Annotated in this window: 18 protein-coding genes; all 18 read left to right on the top strand. The window is 40.9% G+C overall.

The window, feature by feature from the left end; all coding sequences use genetic code 11:
• Positions 1-4: 4 nt before the first annotated feature.
• Positions 5-394 carry a stage III sporulation protein AD gene (gene spoIIIAD, locus N0M92_RS04660; RefSeq protein WP_228467710.1) on the top strand — a complete coding sequence of 130 codons (390 nt, stop codon included), beginning with the start codon at positions 5-7 and terminating at the stop codon, positions 392-394.
• 33 nt (positions 395-427) lie between these two features.
• Positions 428-1,636 (top strand): stage III sporulation protein AE, encoded by a 1,209-nt coding sequence (gene spoIIIAE / locus N0M92_RS04655; RefSeq protein ID WP_260284671.1) that lies wholly within the window; start codon positions 428-430, stop codon positions 1,634-1,636.
• A 16-nt stretch (positions 1,637-1,652) separates the two neighbouring features.
• Positions 1,653-2,264 carry a stage III sporulation protein AF gene (gene spoIIIAF / locus N0M92_RS04650; RefSeq protein ID WP_260284670.1) on the top strand — a complete coding sequence of 204 codons (612 nt, stop codon included), beginning with the start codon at positions 1,653-1,655 and terminating at the stop codon, positions 2,262-2,264.
• Positions 2,265-2,271: 7 nt separating this feature from the next.
• The gene (gene spoIIIAG, locus N0M92_RS04645; protein WP_260284669.1) at positions 2,272-2,943 is read left to right on the top strand and encodes a stage III sporulation protein AG; all 672 of its coding nucleotides are present in this window, start codon (positions 2,272-2,274) and stop codon (positions 2,941-2,943) included.
• A 14-nt stretch (positions 2,944-2,957) separates the two neighbouring features.
• The gene (locus N0M92_RS04640; protein WP_192205459.1) at positions 2,958-3,542 is read left to right on the top strand and encodes a SpoIIIAH-like family protein; all 585 of its coding nucleotides are present in this window, start codon (positions 2,958-2,960) and stop codon (positions 3,540-3,542) included.
• A gap of 624 nt (positions 3,543-4,166) precedes the next feature.
• Entirely contained in the window at positions 4,167-4,664 is a 498-nt protein-coding gene (accB, locus tag N0M92_RS04635) for an acetyl-CoA carboxylase biotin carboxyl carrier protein (protein ID WP_260284668.1), read from the top strand.
• A gap of 14 nt (positions 4,665-4,678) precedes the next feature.
• Complete coding sequence (gene accC, locus N0M92_RS04630) at positions 4,679-6,031, top strand: acetyl-CoA carboxylase biotin carboxylase subunit (RefSeq protein WP_260284667.1); 1,353 nt, start codon at positions 4,679-4,681, stop codon at positions 6,029-6,031.
• A gap of 37 nt (positions 6,032-6,068) precedes the next feature.
• Positions 6,069-6,473 carry an Asp23/Gls24 family envelope stress response protein gene (locus N0M92_RS04625; RefSeq protein ID WP_222620245.1) on the top strand — a complete coding sequence of 135 codons (405 nt, stop codon included), beginning with the start codon at positions 6,069-6,071 and terminating at the stop codon, positions 6,471-6,473.
• A gap of 448 nt (positions 6,474-6,921) precedes the next feature.
• Positions 6,922-7,314 (top strand): transcription antitermination factor NusB, encoded by a 393-nt coding sequence (gene nusB, locus N0M92_RS04620; RefSeq protein ID WP_098369841.1) that lies wholly within the window; start codon positions 6,922-6,924, stop codon positions 7,312-7,314.
• A gap of 69 nt (positions 7,315-7,383) precedes the next feature.
• On the top strand, positions 7,384-8,259 hold the full coding sequence (folD, locus tag N0M92_RS04615; RefSeq protein WP_260284665.1) for a bifunctional methylenetetrahydrofolate dehydrogenase/methenyltetrahydrofolate cyclohydrolase FolD: 876 nt from the start codon (positions 7,384-7,386) through the stop codon (positions 8,257-8,259).
• Between the two features lie 146 nt (positions 8,260-8,405).
• Positions 8,406-9,758 carry an exodeoxyribonuclease VII large subunit gene (gene xseA / locus N0M92_RS04610; RefSeq protein ID WP_260284664.1) on the top strand — a complete coding sequence of 451 codons (1,353 nt, stop codon included), beginning with the start codon at positions 8,406-8,408 and terminating at the stop codon, positions 9,756-9,758.
• Positions 9,755-9,988 carry an exodeoxyribonuclease VII small subunit gene (locus N0M92_RS04605; RefSeq protein ID WP_034308286.1) on the top strand — a complete coding sequence of 78 codons (234 nt, stop codon included), beginning with the start codon at positions 9,755-9,757 and terminating at the stop codon, positions 9,986-9,988. Before xseA ends, N0M92_RS04605 begins: the two co-directional genes overlap by 4 nt.
• A 1-nt stretch (position 9,989) precedes the next feature.
• The gene (locus N0M92_RS04600) at positions 9,990-10,883 is read left to right on the top strand and encodes a polyprenyl synthetase family protein (RefSeq protein ID WP_260284663.1); all 894 of its coding nucleotides are present in this window, start codon (positions 9,990-9,992) and stop codon (positions 10,881-10,883) included.
• Between the two features lie 247 nt (positions 10,884-11,130).
• Entirely contained in the window at positions 11,131-13,023 is a 1,893-nt protein-coding gene (dxs, locus tag N0M92_RS04595) for a 1-deoxy-D-xylulose-5-phosphate synthase (RefSeq protein WP_260284662.1), read from the top strand.
• A 4-nt stretch (positions 13,024-13,027) separates the two neighbouring features.
• Positions 13,028-13,855, top strand: coding sequence for a TlyA family RNA methyltransferase (locus tag N0M92_RS04590; protein ID WP_260284661.1), 828 nt, complete (start codon positions 13,028-13,030; stop codon positions 13,853-13,855).
• 327 nt (positions 13,856-14,182) lie between these two features.
• The gene (gene ahrC / locus N0M92_RS04585) at positions 14,183-14,632 is read left to right on the top strand and encodes a transcriptional regulator AhrC/ArgR (protein WP_034308279.1); all 450 of its coding nucleotides are present in this window, start codon (positions 14,183-14,185) and stop codon (positions 14,630-14,632) included.
• 22 nt (positions 14,633-14,654) lie between these two features.
• Positions 14,655-16,370 (top strand): DNA repair protein RecN, encoded by a 1,716-nt coding sequence (gene recN, locus N0M92_RS04580; RefSeq protein WP_260284660.1) that lies wholly within the window; start codon positions 14,655-14,657, stop codon positions 16,368-16,370.
• A gap of 161 nt (positions 16,371-16,531) precedes the next feature.
• Entirely contained in the window at positions 16,532-17,824 is a 1,293-nt protein-coding gene (gene spoIVB / locus N0M92_RS04575) for a SpoIVB peptidase (protein WP_260284659.1), read from the top strand.
• Positions 17,825-18,077 lie beyond the last annotated feature (253 nt).

Raw genomic sequence — 18,077 nt, 5'->3', positions numbered from 1 at the left:
CGCGATTGAAATCATAAAAATCGTGGCCATTGCCCTAGTTGCCACCTTTTTGGCACTGATCGTCAAAGAGCAAAAACCAAATTTCGCATTCCTGCTAGTCGTTTTTGCAGGGTGCTCCATCTTTCTTTTTTTAGCTGACAAAATATACGAAATCATTTTGATGTTAGAAAAAATTGCAGTTAATGCGAATGTAAATACCGTGTATCTAGAGACCATCTTAAAAATAATCGGAATTGCCTATATTGCAGAATTCGCTTCTCAAATTACAAAAGATGCGGGGCAAGGCTCGCTAGCTTCCAAAATAGAATTGAGCGGAAAAATCTTGATCCTTGCCATGGCAATTCCGATTTTGACGGTCATTATCGAAACGATTTTACAGATGCTCCCAAGTTAACGGATTATTCCTACTAGTCAATGAGGTGAATGTATGAAGCAGCGGATGCCTTACTTATCCATTCTATTCGTTTTACTCTTTTTTTTGCATGCATCTATTGGACAAGCTGCCGAAAATCCAGAAAATAGCAAAAATGATCAAGAGCCGATCATGCAGTCCGAACTGGTACAAGCCCAAATAGAAAGGCTGGGTGTCGATGAGCTCAAACAATATTGGGATGACATCGTTACGGAATATGGAGGATTCTTACCGGAAAGCCAGAAAGGGAGCTTCATGGATTTTGTCAGCGGCGATAAGAAATTTTCCTTTGACCAATGGATAAAGGGAATGACAAAATTCATCTTTCATGAACTGCTCGTGAATGGAAAGCTGCTGGGATCACTCATTTTATTAACCGTTTTCAGCATGTTCCTCCAGTCTTTGCAGAATGCGTTCGAGCAAAGCTCCGTAAGTAAGGTCGCTTATGCAATCGTTTATATGGTGCTGATCATTTTGGCACTTAACAGTTTTCATGTGGCGATGGAATATACAAAAGATACGATAGATTTGATGATTTCCTTTTTAATGGCGCTCATCCCCTTACTCTTGGCATTGATAGCTGCTTCAGGCGGACTTGTATCGGCAGCATTCTTTCATCCGGTATTGATGTTTTTGATGAATACAAGCGGCATCTTGATCCAGTTTGTCGTCCTTCCGTTATTATTCTTTGCAGCGATTTTAAGCATAGTCAGCACGCTGACCGAACATTACAAAGTGACTCAGATGGCACAACTTCTCCGTAATTTTGCCATCGGTATCCTCGGAGCATTCATGACCATATTCCTTGGTGTGATCTCCGTTCAGGGAGCATCGTCAGCTGTAGCAGACGGAGTGACCATCAGGACAGCCAAATTCGTGACAGGTAACTTTATACCGGTAATAGGGCGCATGTTTACCGATGCAACGGATACGGTCATCAGTGCCTCCGTTCTTTTAAAAAATACTGTTGGCTTGTCAGGCGTCATCATTCTCTTGCTCATTACCACATTTCCCGCCATAAAAATCTTGATGATTTCTTTTGTATATAAATTGGCAGCGAGTCTTTTACAGCCGCTGGGCGGAGGTCCTGTAATAAAATGCCTTGACATTATAAGTAAAAGCATGATTTATATTTTCGCTGCATTGGCCATTGTCTCACTCATGTTTTTTTTAAGTGTCACGGTCATTATCGCCTCTGGAAACATTACCCTGATGGTTCGTTAGAAAGGAGGAGGGCTTGGTGAGTTTTTTAGCTGGCTGGGTATCCAACATCATCATTTTTGTATTGCTGGCTACTGTGATTGATATGCTTCTTCCCAATTCAGCTTTACAGAAGTATGCAAAAATGGTCATCGGACTTTTACTGATTGCAATCATCATCACTCCTATATTGGGATTATTCAATATGGATTTCGACGATATTCTCACTGCGGCTACTAGTGAATTTAAGGATCAGGAAAAAAAAGATTTAGGAAATTTGACAGAAATGAAGAAAAAAGAAATACAAGCTACCCAGGGTGCATATATTTTAAAACAAATGGCTGTTGACTTACAGGCAGAAGTGGAAGAGGAGCTGATGGTGGATTATAACATGAAGATTAGTTCAATTGATGTAGGGGTCAAGAATGAGGAAGAACCGGGTGTTGATGATCTGCAGAACATAACCATCTCATTGGAAAAGGCAGAAGGGAAAGAAAACTCGGAGATAGAGGCAGTAGCGAAGGTTGATATCAATGCAGATGGCCCATCATCCACTTCGAATGATGCCAATCTGGATGCTGTCAAAAGGTTTCTGGCAACAAGTTGGTCTGTTGATGAAGAAATCATTGAAATCGCCGGGGAAAGGAAGTGACTGAGTATTGAACAAAGACAAAGGTCCATTATCCTGGCTGCAAAAACTATTAAATAAAGACCCTGACCAAAAAGAGCCTAAGGAAAAAAAGCCTTCCCTGTATGTCTATGCTCTAATAGTTGTCCTTTTGGGAGCGGGAATCATGATGGCCGGGAATTTGTTAACCACCAACCAGACTGGACAAACACCTGAAGTGAAGACTGTATTCAATAATGATAAACAGCAGGGTGATGAGGGGGATGTTGAAACATTCGGCCAGAAGAAATCAGAATTCAAGACAACAAAAGACTATGAAATATATCTTCAAAATGAAATGAAGGAAGCGCTTGAATCCATCGCAGGCGTCCAGGATGTAAAAGTCGTGATCTACGTCGATGCATCCGAGAAAAAAGTATATGAAAGAAACAAAGTCACCCAAAAACAAGTCACTGAAGAAACCGACCAGGAAGGCGGAAAAAGGACGGTCGAAGACACATCTGTTGATGAACAGCTAGTTTTGGTCAAGAGCGGTGAAAAAGAAGGACCGATCATTTCGGAAACGAAAAAACCTAGTGTACGAGGAGTCCTGGTTGTCGCTAAAGGGGCCGAAAACATTCAAATAAAGAAGTGGATCATCGAAGCTGTCACACGCTCACTTGATGTACCGAGTCACAGGGTTTCTGTCATGCCTAAAAAATAAGGGGGAAAATCTACATGTTATTAAAAAAACAAACCGTTTGGTTATTGACTATGCTAAGTTTGGTCGTTGTGCTTTCAGTCTATTATCTAACCGCTCCTGAAGAAAATGCCGCCGATATGACGGCAACAGAGCAACAAGAAAATAAAGCAGAAACTAAAACAGAGAACAAAGCGGATACAAAAGGGGAAAATAAAAGTGAAAAAGAAACGACCAAAAATACAGAAGGTTCATCTGTGACCATTGCATCTGGAGATGAGTTCGAATCGTTAAGGATGCAGATCGAAGATGAACGGGCGAAGCTGAATGAAGAATTGACTGCAAAGATGGGCAACACAGAACTATCAGCTGAAGAAAGAGACGAGGCTTATGCAAAAATCGAACAATTAAGTGAAACGAAAGTAAAAGAAAATATCATCGAAAACTTAATAGTTGCCATGGATTACAATGCCGCACTGGTCCGGGTGGACGGTACGGATGTAAAGGTGAGTGTCAAGGCCGATAAACAAACGAAAACAGAGGCCAATAACATTATTCGCCTTGTAAGGAAAGAAGTGAGCGATGCACAAAATGTTGTGGTCGATTTCCAACCGGAAAAGTAAACACACATACAGAAAAAAATGCTGATACAGAACAGTTCAACTTCATAAAATTTTGAAAGCCTCTTTAGTAAAAAAAAGGAGGCTTTTTTATTATGATTTTTTTAAACTATCTTACAATCTGGAAATTTTAGAGGAAAAGTTTTTTTATGTCAATTGGCATAAGGAACTCAAATAAAAATGGTGATAATGACCATCCGTAATATTCTAGAAAAGTAATATAAATGGATATTATTGCTGATTTTTTAGGAATTAAAGGCAAAATTCAAGAGAAGGCGTTAAGGTGCCCCAGTTGAAAAATATTCACAATATTATAATAAAGGTGTAAGATAGAAGTATGGATAATAAGTTACAACTAATCTATCATTGAATTTGTATAAGCTAATATTGTATGATGTTAGAAGCTGGTCATAAACTTTTCAATTTTCTTCGGGAAACAATATTTTGAGAAAGTGAAATATCTGTTATAATACAGATGAGGTTTGTATTCAGTTTATTCGCATTCTCATAAAGAAAGCGGCTACTTTGTGCAGTATTGGACAAAGTAGGATAAGCTAAGGGTATGGTTACATAAAATATTATTGCCTCACACAAATTCATACTAAATTAGACAAGGGGTGCCACAAAATGAAAGTGCAAGAAATTCGTGAAATTATTAAGCTAGTCGATCAATCAAATATCAATGAATTCGTTTTTGAAAATGAAGGAACGAAACTTAAATTGAAAAAAACTGAAGCGGGTACAGTATTACAATCAGTAGCTGCTCCAGATGTTGTTCAAGCCAATGCAGCTGTAGAGGTCAAGCCCGCAGCGGCCCCTGCTCCTGCAGTGACGAAAGCTGTTGAACCAGCAAAACCTGCCGCTGCAGTCAGCGAACAGGAAAATTTACATAAAATCACTTCTCCGATGGTAGGGACATTCTACCAATCTCCTGCACCAGATTCACCTGCATACGTAAAAACAGGTGATAAAGTAACGGGGGATTCCATCGTCTGCATCGTGGAAGCCATGAAACTTTTCAATGAAATCGAAGCTGAAGTAAGCGGTGAAATCGTTGAAGTCCTTGTAAAAGAAGGGCAGCTTGTAGAATATGGTCAACCGTTATTTTTAGTAAAGCCGGAATGAGGAGCTGTTTCTAAATGATTAAAAAGGTATTAATTGCCAATCGCGGGGAAATTGCTGTCCGAATCATCCGGGCATGCAAGGAATTAGGAATCGAGACTGTTGCAGTCTATTCAGAAGCAGATAAAGAAGCATTGCATGTTCAAATTGCAGATGAAGCATATTGTATCGGTCCTAAATTATCAAAAGACAGTTATTTGAATACAACGAACATTATCAGCACAGCCAAGAAAACGGGATCTGATGCAATTCATCCAGGATATGGATTCCTAGCTGAAAATGCCGACTTTGCTGAGCTATGCCGTGAATGCAATATCATTTTCATCGGTCCTAGCCCCGAAGCGATCAATAAAATGGGAACAAAGGACGTAGCAAGGGAAACCATGCGCAAAGCTGGTGTACCGATCGTTCCAGGTTCCAAAGGAATAATTAAAGATACGGATGAGGGTGTAGCCCTAGCTAATGAAATGGGCTATCCAGTCATCATCAAAGCTACTGCCGGCGGAGGCGGTAAAGGTATCCGCGTTGCGAGGACGGAAGAAGATCTCATCAAGGGCATTAACATTACGCAACAGGAAGCCGCTACGGCATTTGGGAATCCGGGCGTGTATATTGAAAAGTTCATCGAGGACTTCCGTCACGTTGAAATACAAGTCATGGCAGATAATCATGGCAACGCAATCCATTTAGGTGAGCGTGATTGTACGGTCCAACGACGTTTGCAAAAACTTGTTGAAGAAACCCCGTCACCAGCGTTGGATGGTGAAACACGTGCGGAAATGGGGCAGGCGGCAGTAACGGCTGCACTTGCCGTTAACTATTCAGGTGCCGGAACAGTAGAATTTATTTATGACTATGTGAATAGAAAATACTACTTTATGGAAATGAATACACGTATCCAGGTTGAACACCCAGTTACGGAAATGGTAACGGGCGTGGATTTGATTAAAGAACAGATCAAAGTTGCTTCAGGTAACAAACTATCGCTTTCACAAGAAGATGTCACTTTTAACGGATGGTCTATCGAATGCCGGATAAATGCGGAAAATCCAGAAAAGAATTTCATGCCTTCCGCAGGTAAGATTCAAATGTATTTACCGCCAGGCGGCTACGGAGTTCGTGTGGATTCCGCGGCATACCCTGGGTACTCGATACCGCCGTATTACGATTCCATGATCGCTAAATTGATCGTCCATGCATCGACTAGAGAAGAGGCGATCGAGAAGATGAAACGCGCCTTAGGTGAGTTTGTCATTGAAGGGATCAGTACCACAATTCCTTTCCATATTAAGTTACTTCAACATGAACAATTTGTTTCCGGGGAATTTAATACCAAATTCCTTGAAATATATGATGTAATGAACTCATAATGTAAAGGAAGACAGGAGGTGCTTTTGAATGAGTGAAATGGAAGGCCAATTACTGGAAATGAATGATTATAATAGTGGGCTGGGCAAAGTGGAGATTGCGCCTGAGGTAATAGAGGTTATTGCGGGTATCGCTGCATCGGAAGTTGAAGGTGTTGCACATATGCGCGGGAATTTCGCTACGGGTGTTGTTGAAAAGCTTGGTAAAAAGAACCACGGTAAAGGTGTTAAAGTGGACTTAACGGGAGAATCCATCAAAGTCGAACTTTATTGTGTCATGAAGTTTGGTGTTTCAATTCCGAAAGTTGCTCAGGAAGTGCAAGATAACATTCGTGAAGCTTTGTTGAATATGACCGCTATCGACGCTGGCGAAGTGAACATTCATGTAGTGGGCATTGCGTTTGAAAACGCTAAACAAGAAGCGGATTACGAACAAGAAGTGTAAGTGTTCATTCGATTCACACCTGCAAAAACCCGGCAAAAAGCCGGGTTTTTGTTTTTTTGAATGTATACTCCGTGATACCCCTAATTTGGAGCCTGCTTATAATATTAAATTTAAATGAACATAATAAAGCGGTGTCTGGAAGTTTCCCTTTAATTCAAGGGTGATTTCTGTTAGAGTGTAAAAGGTGAAATATGAGCATGAAAGCTAGGCATGAGCTTTTTGACACTTTCAAAAAGTATGGGACTGTGTTGGCCGTTTAATTGGAAAGTAATCTTGAGATGTTATCTTGATTCAAGATATTGAACCTTTTGGCCTTGAATTTAGTGGGATTTAGCTTGATTTTTTAAAAAAAATAGCGAAAATCTTAATATTTTTGAAAAAATGTTATTTAATGTTCGTTTGTTCTAGCATTTTCATATATAATAGTAGATGTTAAAGGAGTAAGATTATGAAAAGAAGAGAAGCCCGTGAAAAATCCCTTCAAGCACTATATCAGATAGATATTGCCAACTCGAATGCAGAAGAAGCAATGGAAAGCGTATTGGATGGTGCTCCAACTGATGAATATTTCAGGAAATTAGTAATGGGGATAACGGAAAATCGAGAACAAATTGATGGAATGATCAGGGACAATTTAGAGAATTGGACGTTGGAAAGACTGGCGAACATTGATCGGAATTTACTGCGGATCGCGGTTTATGAAATGGTTCACAGTGAAGATGTTCCTGTAAGTGTTGCAATGAATGAAGCTATTGAAATTGCTAAGAAATTCGGTGATGATCAATCGAGCAGCTTTGTAAATGCCGTTTTATCCAAGGTAAAGGTGAAAAGCGGCAGCTAAAGTTGCAGCCTTGAACAAGGATTCTCGCAGCAATTTCTTTAGCGAAATTAACTTGGGAGGAATAAACACATGTCAGCTCAAATCATTAATGGTAAAGAAATTGCAGAGTCAGTTAGGCAGGACATCAGTAAGGAAGTTCAACAATTACGTGAAAAAAATATCGTTCCGGGTTTGGCTGTAATCCTGGTGGGTGACAATCAAGCATCACAAACTTATGTGCGCAATAAGCAAAAGGCCTGTGAGGATTTGGGCATGCATTCCGTATTGATTAAAAAGCCTGAGGAGCTCTCGCAGGAGGAATTAATTCAGAGCATTGCTGAATTAAACCAGGATGACAGCATTCATGGTATATTGGTGCAGCTGCCATTGCCTGGACATATTCAGGAAAAAGCGATCATTGAAGCGATTTCGCCTGAAAAGGATGTTGATGGATTCCACCCGATTAATATTGGGCGGATGATGACAGGGCAAGATACCTTTTTACCTTGTACTCCATACGGCGTCATGGTGATGCTTGAGTATATCGACTATGACCTTGAAGGTAAGCATGTTGTCATCGTAGGGAGAAGTAATATCGTCGGAAAACCAGCCGGACAATTATTTTTAAATGCAAATGCAACCGTTACATACTGTCATTCACGGACAAAGGATCTTGCCTATTATACAAAGCAAGCCGATGTCGTTGTGGCAGCTGTCGGAAAGAGGGACACGATTACGAGTGACCATATTAAAGAAGGCGCAGTCGTCATTGACGTCGGAATGAACAGGAATGATGAAGGGAAGCTTTGCGGTGATGTGGCGTTTGATGAAGTGAAAAATAAGGCTTCATACATTACACCTGTTCCTAAAGGCGTTGGTCCAATGACGATTACGATGCTTATGAAGAATACGGTCAAATCTGCTCAAAAAGCACATGAACAGTACGAGCAAGCAATAAAAAGCTGAAAAAACGTTAAATTATTTTAAAGAAGCGGACCTCTTGTTTTATAATAACGGGAGACCGCTTTTTTCCATTCATGGATTGATCAAGTTTCAAGTGTAATCTATAGCGGTTTTCTTTATATCCGATTTCCATCGGAAGGAGACATGATATGAGCAACCAACAATATTTGAGTGTGTCGGCTTTAACGAAGTACATCAAAAGGAAGTTCGATGCCGACCCCCATTTGCAAAATGTATACATAAAAGGTGAAATTTCGAATTTCAAACAACATACAAGCGGACATATGTATTTTACTTTAAAGGATGAGAAAGCCCGACTCCTCTCCGTTATGTTTGCCGCCAATAATAAAGGGATGAAATTCCTGCCCGAAAATGGCATGAAGGTACTTGTTAAGGGTGATATATCATTATATGAAGCAGGAGGACAGTATCAGCTTTATGTGAAAAGCATGGCCCCTGATGGTGTGGGGGATTTGTATCTTGCCTATGAACAGCTGAAGAAAAAGCTGGAGGCGGCAGGTTTGTTTTTGGCCGAACACAAGAAGCCGATCCCGCAGTACCCTAAGTCTGTAGGTGTCATAACATCGCCGACCGGAGCGGCATTAAGGGATATCCTGATAACCATCAAGCGGAGATATCCAATTGCCAGGATCATCGTTTATCCAGCCCTTGTACAAGGGAATAATGCAGCTAAATCGATTGCCAAGGCAATTTCCATGGCTAACGCAAGGGCGGAAAGCGATGTTCTCATTGTCGGAAGAGGCGGTGGATCGATCGAGGAACTATGGGCGTTTAATGAGGAGATTGTGGCTGAATCGATTTATGATTCCGATATACCGGTAATTTCTGCTGTAGGTCACGAAACCGACTTTACAATTGCTGATTTTGTCGCCGATATGCGTGCTCCTACACCGACTGGTGCAGCAGAGTTAGCGGTTCCTCACTTGAATGAAATACTCGAACGCCTGATGAACCGCAAGAACCGATTGACCCGCTCCATTCAAGAAGCGGTGAATTTTGAACGAACCCGGTTGACCAGGATGGAGAGGTCTTATGCCTTCCGTTATCCACATAAAATGTATGAACAGAAGCTGGAACAGCTAGACAAGACGATGGACAGGCTAGGAAGGACCAGCACCCGGTATTTCATGAAAAAGAGAGATGAGCTTAATCAGCTGAACGATATTCTGAAAAAGCAGCATCCTGAACAAGCTGTGCAAAATGCGAAAGATGAATTACAGCAGCATGCAAAGGTTTTACGTAGGGCCATGGAAGCCATCTATCGGCAAAAATCACAGCAGTTCGTCCATATAACTGCCACTTTATCTGCCCTAAGTCCACTAAAAATCATGGAACGGGGTTATGGATTGGTTTTTGCTGAGGATGAGACATTAGTGAAAAGTACACAGCAAGTATCCAAAGGGGATAAGATAGCGGTTTCGATAAAAGATGGAACACTTGAATGTGAAATTAAAGAAATAAAGGAGCGGATTGAACCATGACAAAAAAACAGGAAGCTACATTTGAAGAAGCGATGGAGAATCTCGAAAAAATTGTAGAGCAGTTGGAAGAAGGCGATGTACCCTTGGAAGAAGCCATCTCCATATATAAACAAGGAATGGATTTATCAAGGCTTTGCCATTCAAAGCTTAAGGCAGTTGAAGATCAGTTGACTCAAATTTTACGCGAAGATGGGGAACTTGAAAACTTCGCTGTACAGGAGGAAGAATGACATGGGTACAGAGTCCTTTGAAATGTTTTCTAAAGAATATAAGGCGATTATAGAACGGGAAATCGTGGAATATGTCAATAAACTTAAAGCTCCGGCAGTGGTCAAAGAAGCCATGGTCTATTCACTGGAGGCAGGAGGTAAACGGATTCGCCCGTTATTGGTCTTTGCCGTTCTGGAGGCCTTTGGAAAAAACTTGAGGATGGGGATTCCTGCAGCGGCTGCCATTGAAATGATTCATACATATTCTTTGATTCATGATGATCTTCCGGCGATGGATGATGATGATCTCCGCCGCGGAAAACCGACGAACCATAAAGTGTTCGGTGAAGCGGTAGCAATACTGGCGGGTGATGCGCTTCTTACATATAGCTTTCAATTGGTGACGGATATGATCGATCCCGAGGTGACGGCTGAAATGAAGCTGAACCTGGTAAGTGAAATTGCGAATTCTGCCGGAGCCGAAGGAATGGTTGGAGGTCAAGTTGCGGATATGGAAGGTGAAAATAAACAGTTGACCCTTCAGGAATTGGAGTATATACATGAACATAAAACAGGGAAGTTATTGACTGCAAGCATCCTTTCCGGTGCTATATTAGCCGGGGCGAATGAAGAACAGCAACTGCATTTACGTGACTTTGCATACCACCTGGGGCTTGCTTTTCAAATTCGCGATGATATCCTGGATATTGAAGGGTCGGTCGAGTTGATCGGCAAGCCGGTTGGCAGTGATGTGGGGAATCATAAAAGTACATATCCATCTTTACTTACGCTTCAAGGGGCAAAGGAAAAGTTGGAACATCATATAGAACTTGCCCATGCCGCTTTAGGAAAAACAACCTTACAAACTGGTTTGTTGAACGATCTAACTGATTTAATAGCGAACCGTAATCATTGATTGTGGCTAAATTTGTTATCAATTGAGGTTTTATGGTATACTCATTGTGCAAAAATATGTGAAAATCAAAATGAATTTTTTTATTGAGATACGTGATAAAATAGGTATGATAAGCCGCCGAAATCACCTGGGTGTTGGCGGCTATTTTTTAACTTAAAACCAATTTTTCGGTCTAGTCATCCATTCCTCTTTAATGAGGCTTTGTTTATGCTTACAACCGAAAATTACAGAAAGTGAGTGGTCCTGTTTGGATCTTCTATCTATAAAAGACCCTTCTTTTTTGAAGAAGATGAATAATGAAGAACTTGTTGAGTTAAGTGTGGAAGTACGTAAATTTCTTGTGGAAAAATTATCGGTGACGGGTGGGCATATTGGGCCCAATTTAGGTGTCGTCGAGTTGACTATAGCCTTGCATAAAGAATTCGACAGTCCGAATGATAAAATTTTATGGGATGTCGGGCATCAATCCTATGTCCATAAAATCCTGACTGGCAGAGCAGGAGAGTTCGACACCTTAAAGAAATATAAAGGTCTTTGCGGTTTTCCGAAAATGATTGAAAGCCCCCATGATGTTTGGGAAACAGGTCACAGTTCGACTTCCCTTTCAGCTGCAATGGGAATGGCGGCTGCCCGTGATATCAAAGGTGAAAGCAGTTTTATTCTGCCTGTAATCGGGGACGGTGCACTAACAGGCGGAATGGCGCTTGAAGCGTTGAACCATATCGGTGATGAAAAAAAGGACATGATCGTTATCCTGAATGATAATGAAATGTCCATAGCCCCTAACGTAGGTGCTTTACACACGATATTGGGAAGATTGCGGACAGCAGGTAAATATAACTGGGCAAAAGATGAATTGGAGCTGCTTTTGAAAAAAATACCTGCAGTCGGTGGTAAACTTGCAGCTACAGCTGAACGCTTGAAGGATAGCATGAAGTACTTATTGGTATCAGGAATCTTTTTCGAAGAGCTTGGTTTCACATACCTTGGACCGGTAGATGGTCATAATTATGAAGAATTGCTGGAGAATTTAAGATATGCCAAGAAAACGAAGGGACCTGTACTGTTGCATGTCATCACCAAAAAGGGCAAAGGATATTCACCTGCCGAATTGGATACAACAGGGAACTGGCATGGGACAGGTCCATATAAGATCGAGACTGGCGATTTTGTGAAATCCCCTAGTAAAGGTCCTGCTTGGAGCGCTCTTGTAAGTGATACTGTCAGCAGGCTGGCTCGTGACGATGAGCGGATTGTCGCGATTACACCTGCAATGCCCGTAGGATCGAAGTTGGTGGGCTTTTCTCAAGAGTTCCCAGAGCGTTTCTATGATGTAGGGATTGCCGAGCAGCATGCTGCAACTTTTGCTGCAGGATTGGCAACGCAAAAAATGAAACCTTTCCTGGCTATTTATTCAACCTTCCTGCAAAGAGCTTATGACCAGGTCGTTCATGATATCTGCCGTCAAAATTTGAACGTATTCATAGGGATCGATCGTGCCGGATTGGTTGGTTCCGATGGTGAAACGCATCAAGGCGTTTTCGATATTGCATTCTTACGCCATGTTCCGAATATGGTGTTGATGATGCCTAAGGATGAAAACGAAGGTCAGCATATGGTCAATACAGCCTTAAAATATAATGATGGTCCGATTGCTATGCGTTTCCCTCGTGGGAATGGTTGGGGAGTTGTGATGGATACCGAATTAAAGCAGATTCCAATCGGTTCGTGGGAAGTTCTTAAAGAAGGAACGGATGCTGCGATCTTAACGTTCGGAACAACGATTCCCATGGCTCTTGAAGCGGCAGAACTGCTGGAGAAAGAGGATTATTCAGTTAAGGTGATCAATGCCCGGTTCATTAAGCCTTTGGATGAGAACATGTTAAGCAGTCTCCTTGGTGAAAAAATGCCAATCTTGACAATAGAAGAAGCGGTACTTCAAGGTGGTTTTGGTAGCTCTGTACTTGAATATGCCCATGATCAAGGATTTTATGGGGCAATTATAGATCGAATGGGAATACCTGATTATTTCATTGAACATGGAAGTGTCGATGAACTTCTTGAAGAAATCGGTTTAACGACTGAGACAGCCATCAAAAAGATTAAAATGATAACACCCAAAAAAGAAAAAAGGGCCTGACAATATGAAAGTGATGAAAGAAAGAGTAGATGTATTACTTGTAGAACAAGGCCTGGCCGATACACGTGAAAAAGCGAAGCGTATGGTTATGGCAGGTCTTGTCTACGCGAATGAAGAAAGGTACGAAAAACCGGGGGAAAAAGTACCGGTCGATCTCGAATTTACGATCAAAGGAAAAGTCATGCCCTATGTTTCAAGAGGCGGTCTTAAACTTGAGAAGGCATTAAGGGAATTCGATTTACAAGTGAATGGAAAAATACTGCTTGATATAGGTTCATCAACTGGTGGGTTCACGGATTGTGCTTTGCAAAATGGCGCCATAATGTCTTATGCGCTTGATGTCGGCTATAATCAGCTTGCCTGGAAGCTTAGGCAGGATGAGCGGGTAAAAGTAATGGAACGGACCAATTTCCGTTATGTTACACCCGCCGATCTCGATGGGGAGATGCCAAACTTTGCAAGCATTGATGTTTCTTTCATCTCGCTTACGTTAATTTTACCGGTGCTAAAGACCTTGCTCGTCCCGAATAGTGATGTCGTTGCCTTGGTTAAACCGCAATTCGAAGCTGGTAAGGATCAAGTGGGGAAAAAGGGGATTGTTCGTGATCCCAAAATCCATAAACAAGTGTTAGATAAGATCATTTCTTTTTCTTTAAAGGAAGGCTATGATATTAAGGATGCCTCTTTCTCGCCGATTACCGGCGGTGATGGAAATATTGAATTTTTACTTCATTTACATTGGCAAGGCTCAAAGGAAGTGGGAACGATATTGCTTTCGAAAACGGTTGATGACATCGTTGGAGAGGCCCATGCCCAATTTAAAAAAGAATAGTTAGAACTTTGTATGGGCTCCTTTGGCTGAATGGTTGGCTAAAGGAGCTTTTTAACTATACATTGTGCATCGTGTACTTGAATCATTTATCGATGGATACATAAAATAGGTAAGTGCAAATAATAGACTTATATTCATTTTTAGAGAAAAAAGTTGTACAATTGCATAAAAATCCGATAACATTAATATTAGCCACTTTCAAAAGCGGCCTATTTGCACGTACTGATGATTGAAGCAATCCCATATTGGGACAGACTGCTTAAGTAAGAAATGAAAGTGAACCATTACCATTAAATGAGCAACAGTTGAGAAGAGGTGCTTCTACTTATGAATAAAGGACAACGACATATAAAAATAAGGGACATTATAACGAATAATGATATCGAAACCCAGGATGAGTTAGTTGAAGAATTGAAATTAGCTGGATACAATGTAACTCAAGCCACTGTTTCTAGGGATATTAAAGAGCTTCACCTTGTAAAAGTGCCTTTAACGGATGGAAGATATAAATACAGTCTGCCGGCCGACCAACGTTTCAATCCACTTCAAAAATTAAAGAGAATCCTTGTCGATGCATTTGTACGCATTGACTCTGCCAACAATTTACTGGTTATGAAGATGCTTCCAGGTAATGCCCAGGCAATCTGTGCATTGATTGATAATTTAAATTGGCAAGAAATACTCGGAACGATCGGCGGCGACGATACTTGTTTAATTATCTGCCGTTCTGAGGAAGATGCAAAGATCATTTCCGGCAAATTCTTGGACATGCTCTAATAATGTTGTGAGGTGACCTAGTTTGTTAACAGAACTATCGATTAGGAATTTTGCGATCATAGACAGCCTGTCCGTTTCATTTGAGAAAGGCTTGACGGTCTTGACAGGAGAAACAGGGGCAGGGAAGTCAATCATAATAGATGCCGTTCATCTTTTGGTGGGGGGACGTGGTTCTGCAGAGTTCATTCGGCATGGTGAGTCGAAGGCTGAAATAGAAGGATTATTCCAAATTGAAGATGAAAAACACCCCGTCTTTGCCAAAGCGGAAGAGTTTGGCATCGATATGAATGATGGGATGGCGATACTTCGAAGGGATATCTCACTGAGCGGCAAAAGCGTTTGCAGGGTAAACGGAAAGCTTGTAACGATTGCCATCTTACGTGAGATAGGACGGACGTTGATAGATATCCATGGCCAGCATGAACATCAGGAATTAATGGACGAACGACTCCATCTTCCACTGCTCGATCAATTCGGCGGTGAAAAGATCGCATCTGCACTCACTGAATACCAAAAGCTATATAAACGTTATGAAACCGCTTCTAAACAATTGAATGGTTTGAGCCAAAATGAACAGCAAATGGTCCACCGCCTTGATTTGATCCAATTTCAATTCGATGAAATCCAAAAAGCTGATTTGAAATTACGCGAAGATGAGGAATTGATGGAAGAGCGGAAGAAAATTAATAATTTTGAAAAAATCCATGAAGCGCTGCAAACCAGTTATAATGCTTTAAATGGTGAGCAGCATGCAATTGATTGGCTTTCCGTAGCCATGAATAATTTGGAGGAAGCGGCAGGGCTTGATGAAGGTTTAAAGAACAGCTCTGAAACCGTTTCAAATAGCTACTTCCTGCTTGAAGAGGCTGTGTCTAACATCCGTGACCAATTAGACTCTTTGGATTATGATACAGAACGGGTGGAATTCATTGAAAGTCGCCTTAATGAAATAAATCAATTAAAGCGTAAATACGGGCGGACCATCGAGGAAATCCTGGAATATGGGGCCGCTATTGAAGAAGAAGTCGAAAAACTTCAAAATAGGGAAACCCATATAGCGAAGCTTGAAAAGGAAATGAAATCCATCAAGGCAGATTTAATTGTCGAAGCAAAGAACCTGTCTGAACTTCGCCAGAAATTCGCTCAGCAGCTAACAAAAAAGATTCATCAGGAATTAAAAGATTTATACATGGAAAAGACAATTTTCGAACCACATTTCCTTCAAACGGCCTATACTTTCGATGAATTGTCAGATAGGGGCATCAATCAGTCAGGGCTGGATTCAATGGAATTTTATATTTCCACCAATCCAGGTGAACCATTAAAACCTCTATCTAAAATCGCATCTGGTGGTGAACTGTCGAGGATCATGCTTGCATTGAAAAGCATATTCTCCAAGCACCAAGGCATAACGTCCATTATCTTTGATGAAGTGGATACAGGTGTGAGCGGACGGGTTGCGCAATCCATTGCAGAAAAGATCTATAAAGTGGCAACTGGATCACAAGTACTGTGCATATCCCATTTGCCACAGGTGGCAGCTATGGCGGATACTCACCTTTTCATAGCGAAAAATGTAAGGGCCGGACGCACGAATACCTCGGTAAAGCCGTTAATTGAAACTGAAAAAATAAAAGAAATTGGCAGGATGATTTCAGGAGTAGAGATAACGGATTTGACTAAACAACATGCAAATGAATTAATCCAGCTTGCCAAAAGGCTGAAGATAACAACTTGAAGGGCCGGTAAGTAGATTAATTAAACTAATCATAAGCATTCATTGTAAAGCTATCCAAAAACGGATAGCTTTTATTTTTTGCACCTGTTATAAATGACTGTCATGAGGGCTAAATTAAAGGTGTAGCCATTAAGTTTCAGAGAGCGAGGAGAGTGAATGGATTGAAATTTATATGGATAAACAGAATCATCGGTGGAATTCTCCTTGTTTCGCTATTAACATTAGGGTTATACCAGCCATCTCGTGAATATTTTTTAATTCCAAATCATCTTGTACTATTTGAAGGAAGTCAATATAGTATTTCCAAGTCATTGCCTGTTTCTGCAAAAACTTCGAGATCCAGTGATGGAATTTCGCTTCATGATGAACAAGCCTCGATTACACTTGGTGCTGAGAAACCGGGTACGAATGAAGTGTTACTGGATGTAGCAGGCTTGCCTGCCAAAAAGGTCGACATCAGGGTGTTAAAAGATTTTAAGGTCATGCCTGGTGGCCAATCCATTGGAGTAAAGCTTAATACTCTTGGGGTGCTCGTAGTAGGTCATCATCTTATTGATACTGCGCAGGGGAAAAAATCACCGGGAGAAAAAGCGAAAATTGAAATCGGTGATATTATTACAGAAATCAATGGTCAGACGATAAAGAAGATGGGGGATGTAACCCCTTTTGTTCAGCAGGCAGGTGAAAAGGGTGAGGCGTTGAATCTTGTCATTAACCGTGATAATGAAGTGCTCCACAGTACCCTATTACCTCTAAAAGATAAGAATGAAGGAACTTACAAATTAGGTTTGTATATCCGTGATTCGGCAGCTGGTATCGGAACGATGACGTTTTATCACCCGGATTCAAAAAAATATGGGGCGTTGGGACATGTCATATCCGATATGGACACAAAAAAGCCGATTGTTGTTAAGGACGGACAGATTGTTCAATCGACGGTCACATCCATCGAAAAAGGAAGCAATGGTGATCCCGGAGAAAAATTGGCACGCTTTTCTTCTAATAAAGAAAAAATAGGAAATATCAATCGCAATAGTCCCTTTGGAATTTTTGGGAAATTAAATCAAGATTATAAAAATGGAATTAACGACAAGCCACTCCCCATCACCCTTTCCCATGAGGTAAAGGAAGGACCAGCAAAAATCCTTACAGTGGTGGACGGTTCTAAAGTGGAGGAATTCGATGTCGAAATCGTCAGTTCCATACCACAGAAGTTTCCTGCAATTAAAGGTATGGTCATAAAAGTGACGGATAAAGAATTGCTGCAAAAAACAGGTGGGATCGTTCAAGGTATGAGCGGCAGTCCTATCATACAAAATGGGAAATTAATCGGTGCAGTCACACATGTATTCGTTAATGATCCTACAAGTGGGTATGGAGTCCATATCGAATGGATGTTAAACGAAGCCGGTATAAATATATACGACAAAAATAATTTTGAAAAGGCAAGCTAAGAATCCGGGTATCCTTTTGGATGCCCCTTTTTAATGGAAAGTTATGGTTAGCAGAGGTTTTGGGTAGGAATTAAATTTGATTTCTTTAAAAAATAGAGGCTTTTTTGAAACGATGTGATAAAATGATAACGATATGAAGATTTTTCGACAATCGCTTTATTCGAATAGCAAACGAAGTCGAAAACAAGAGATATCCGGAGAATAATATTGAATTCCTTATATTTTTTCAAAAATAAAAGGAATTTAGTTTCCA

Source organism: Peribacillus aracenensis (assembly GCF_025175645.1).
GTDB lineage: Bacteria > Bacillota > Bacilli > Bacillales > DSM-1321 > Peribacillus > Peribacillus aracenensis.
The sequence above is the reverse complement of the archived record's forward strand: the minus strand, read 5'-3'. Positions and strand labels throughout refer to the sequence as shown.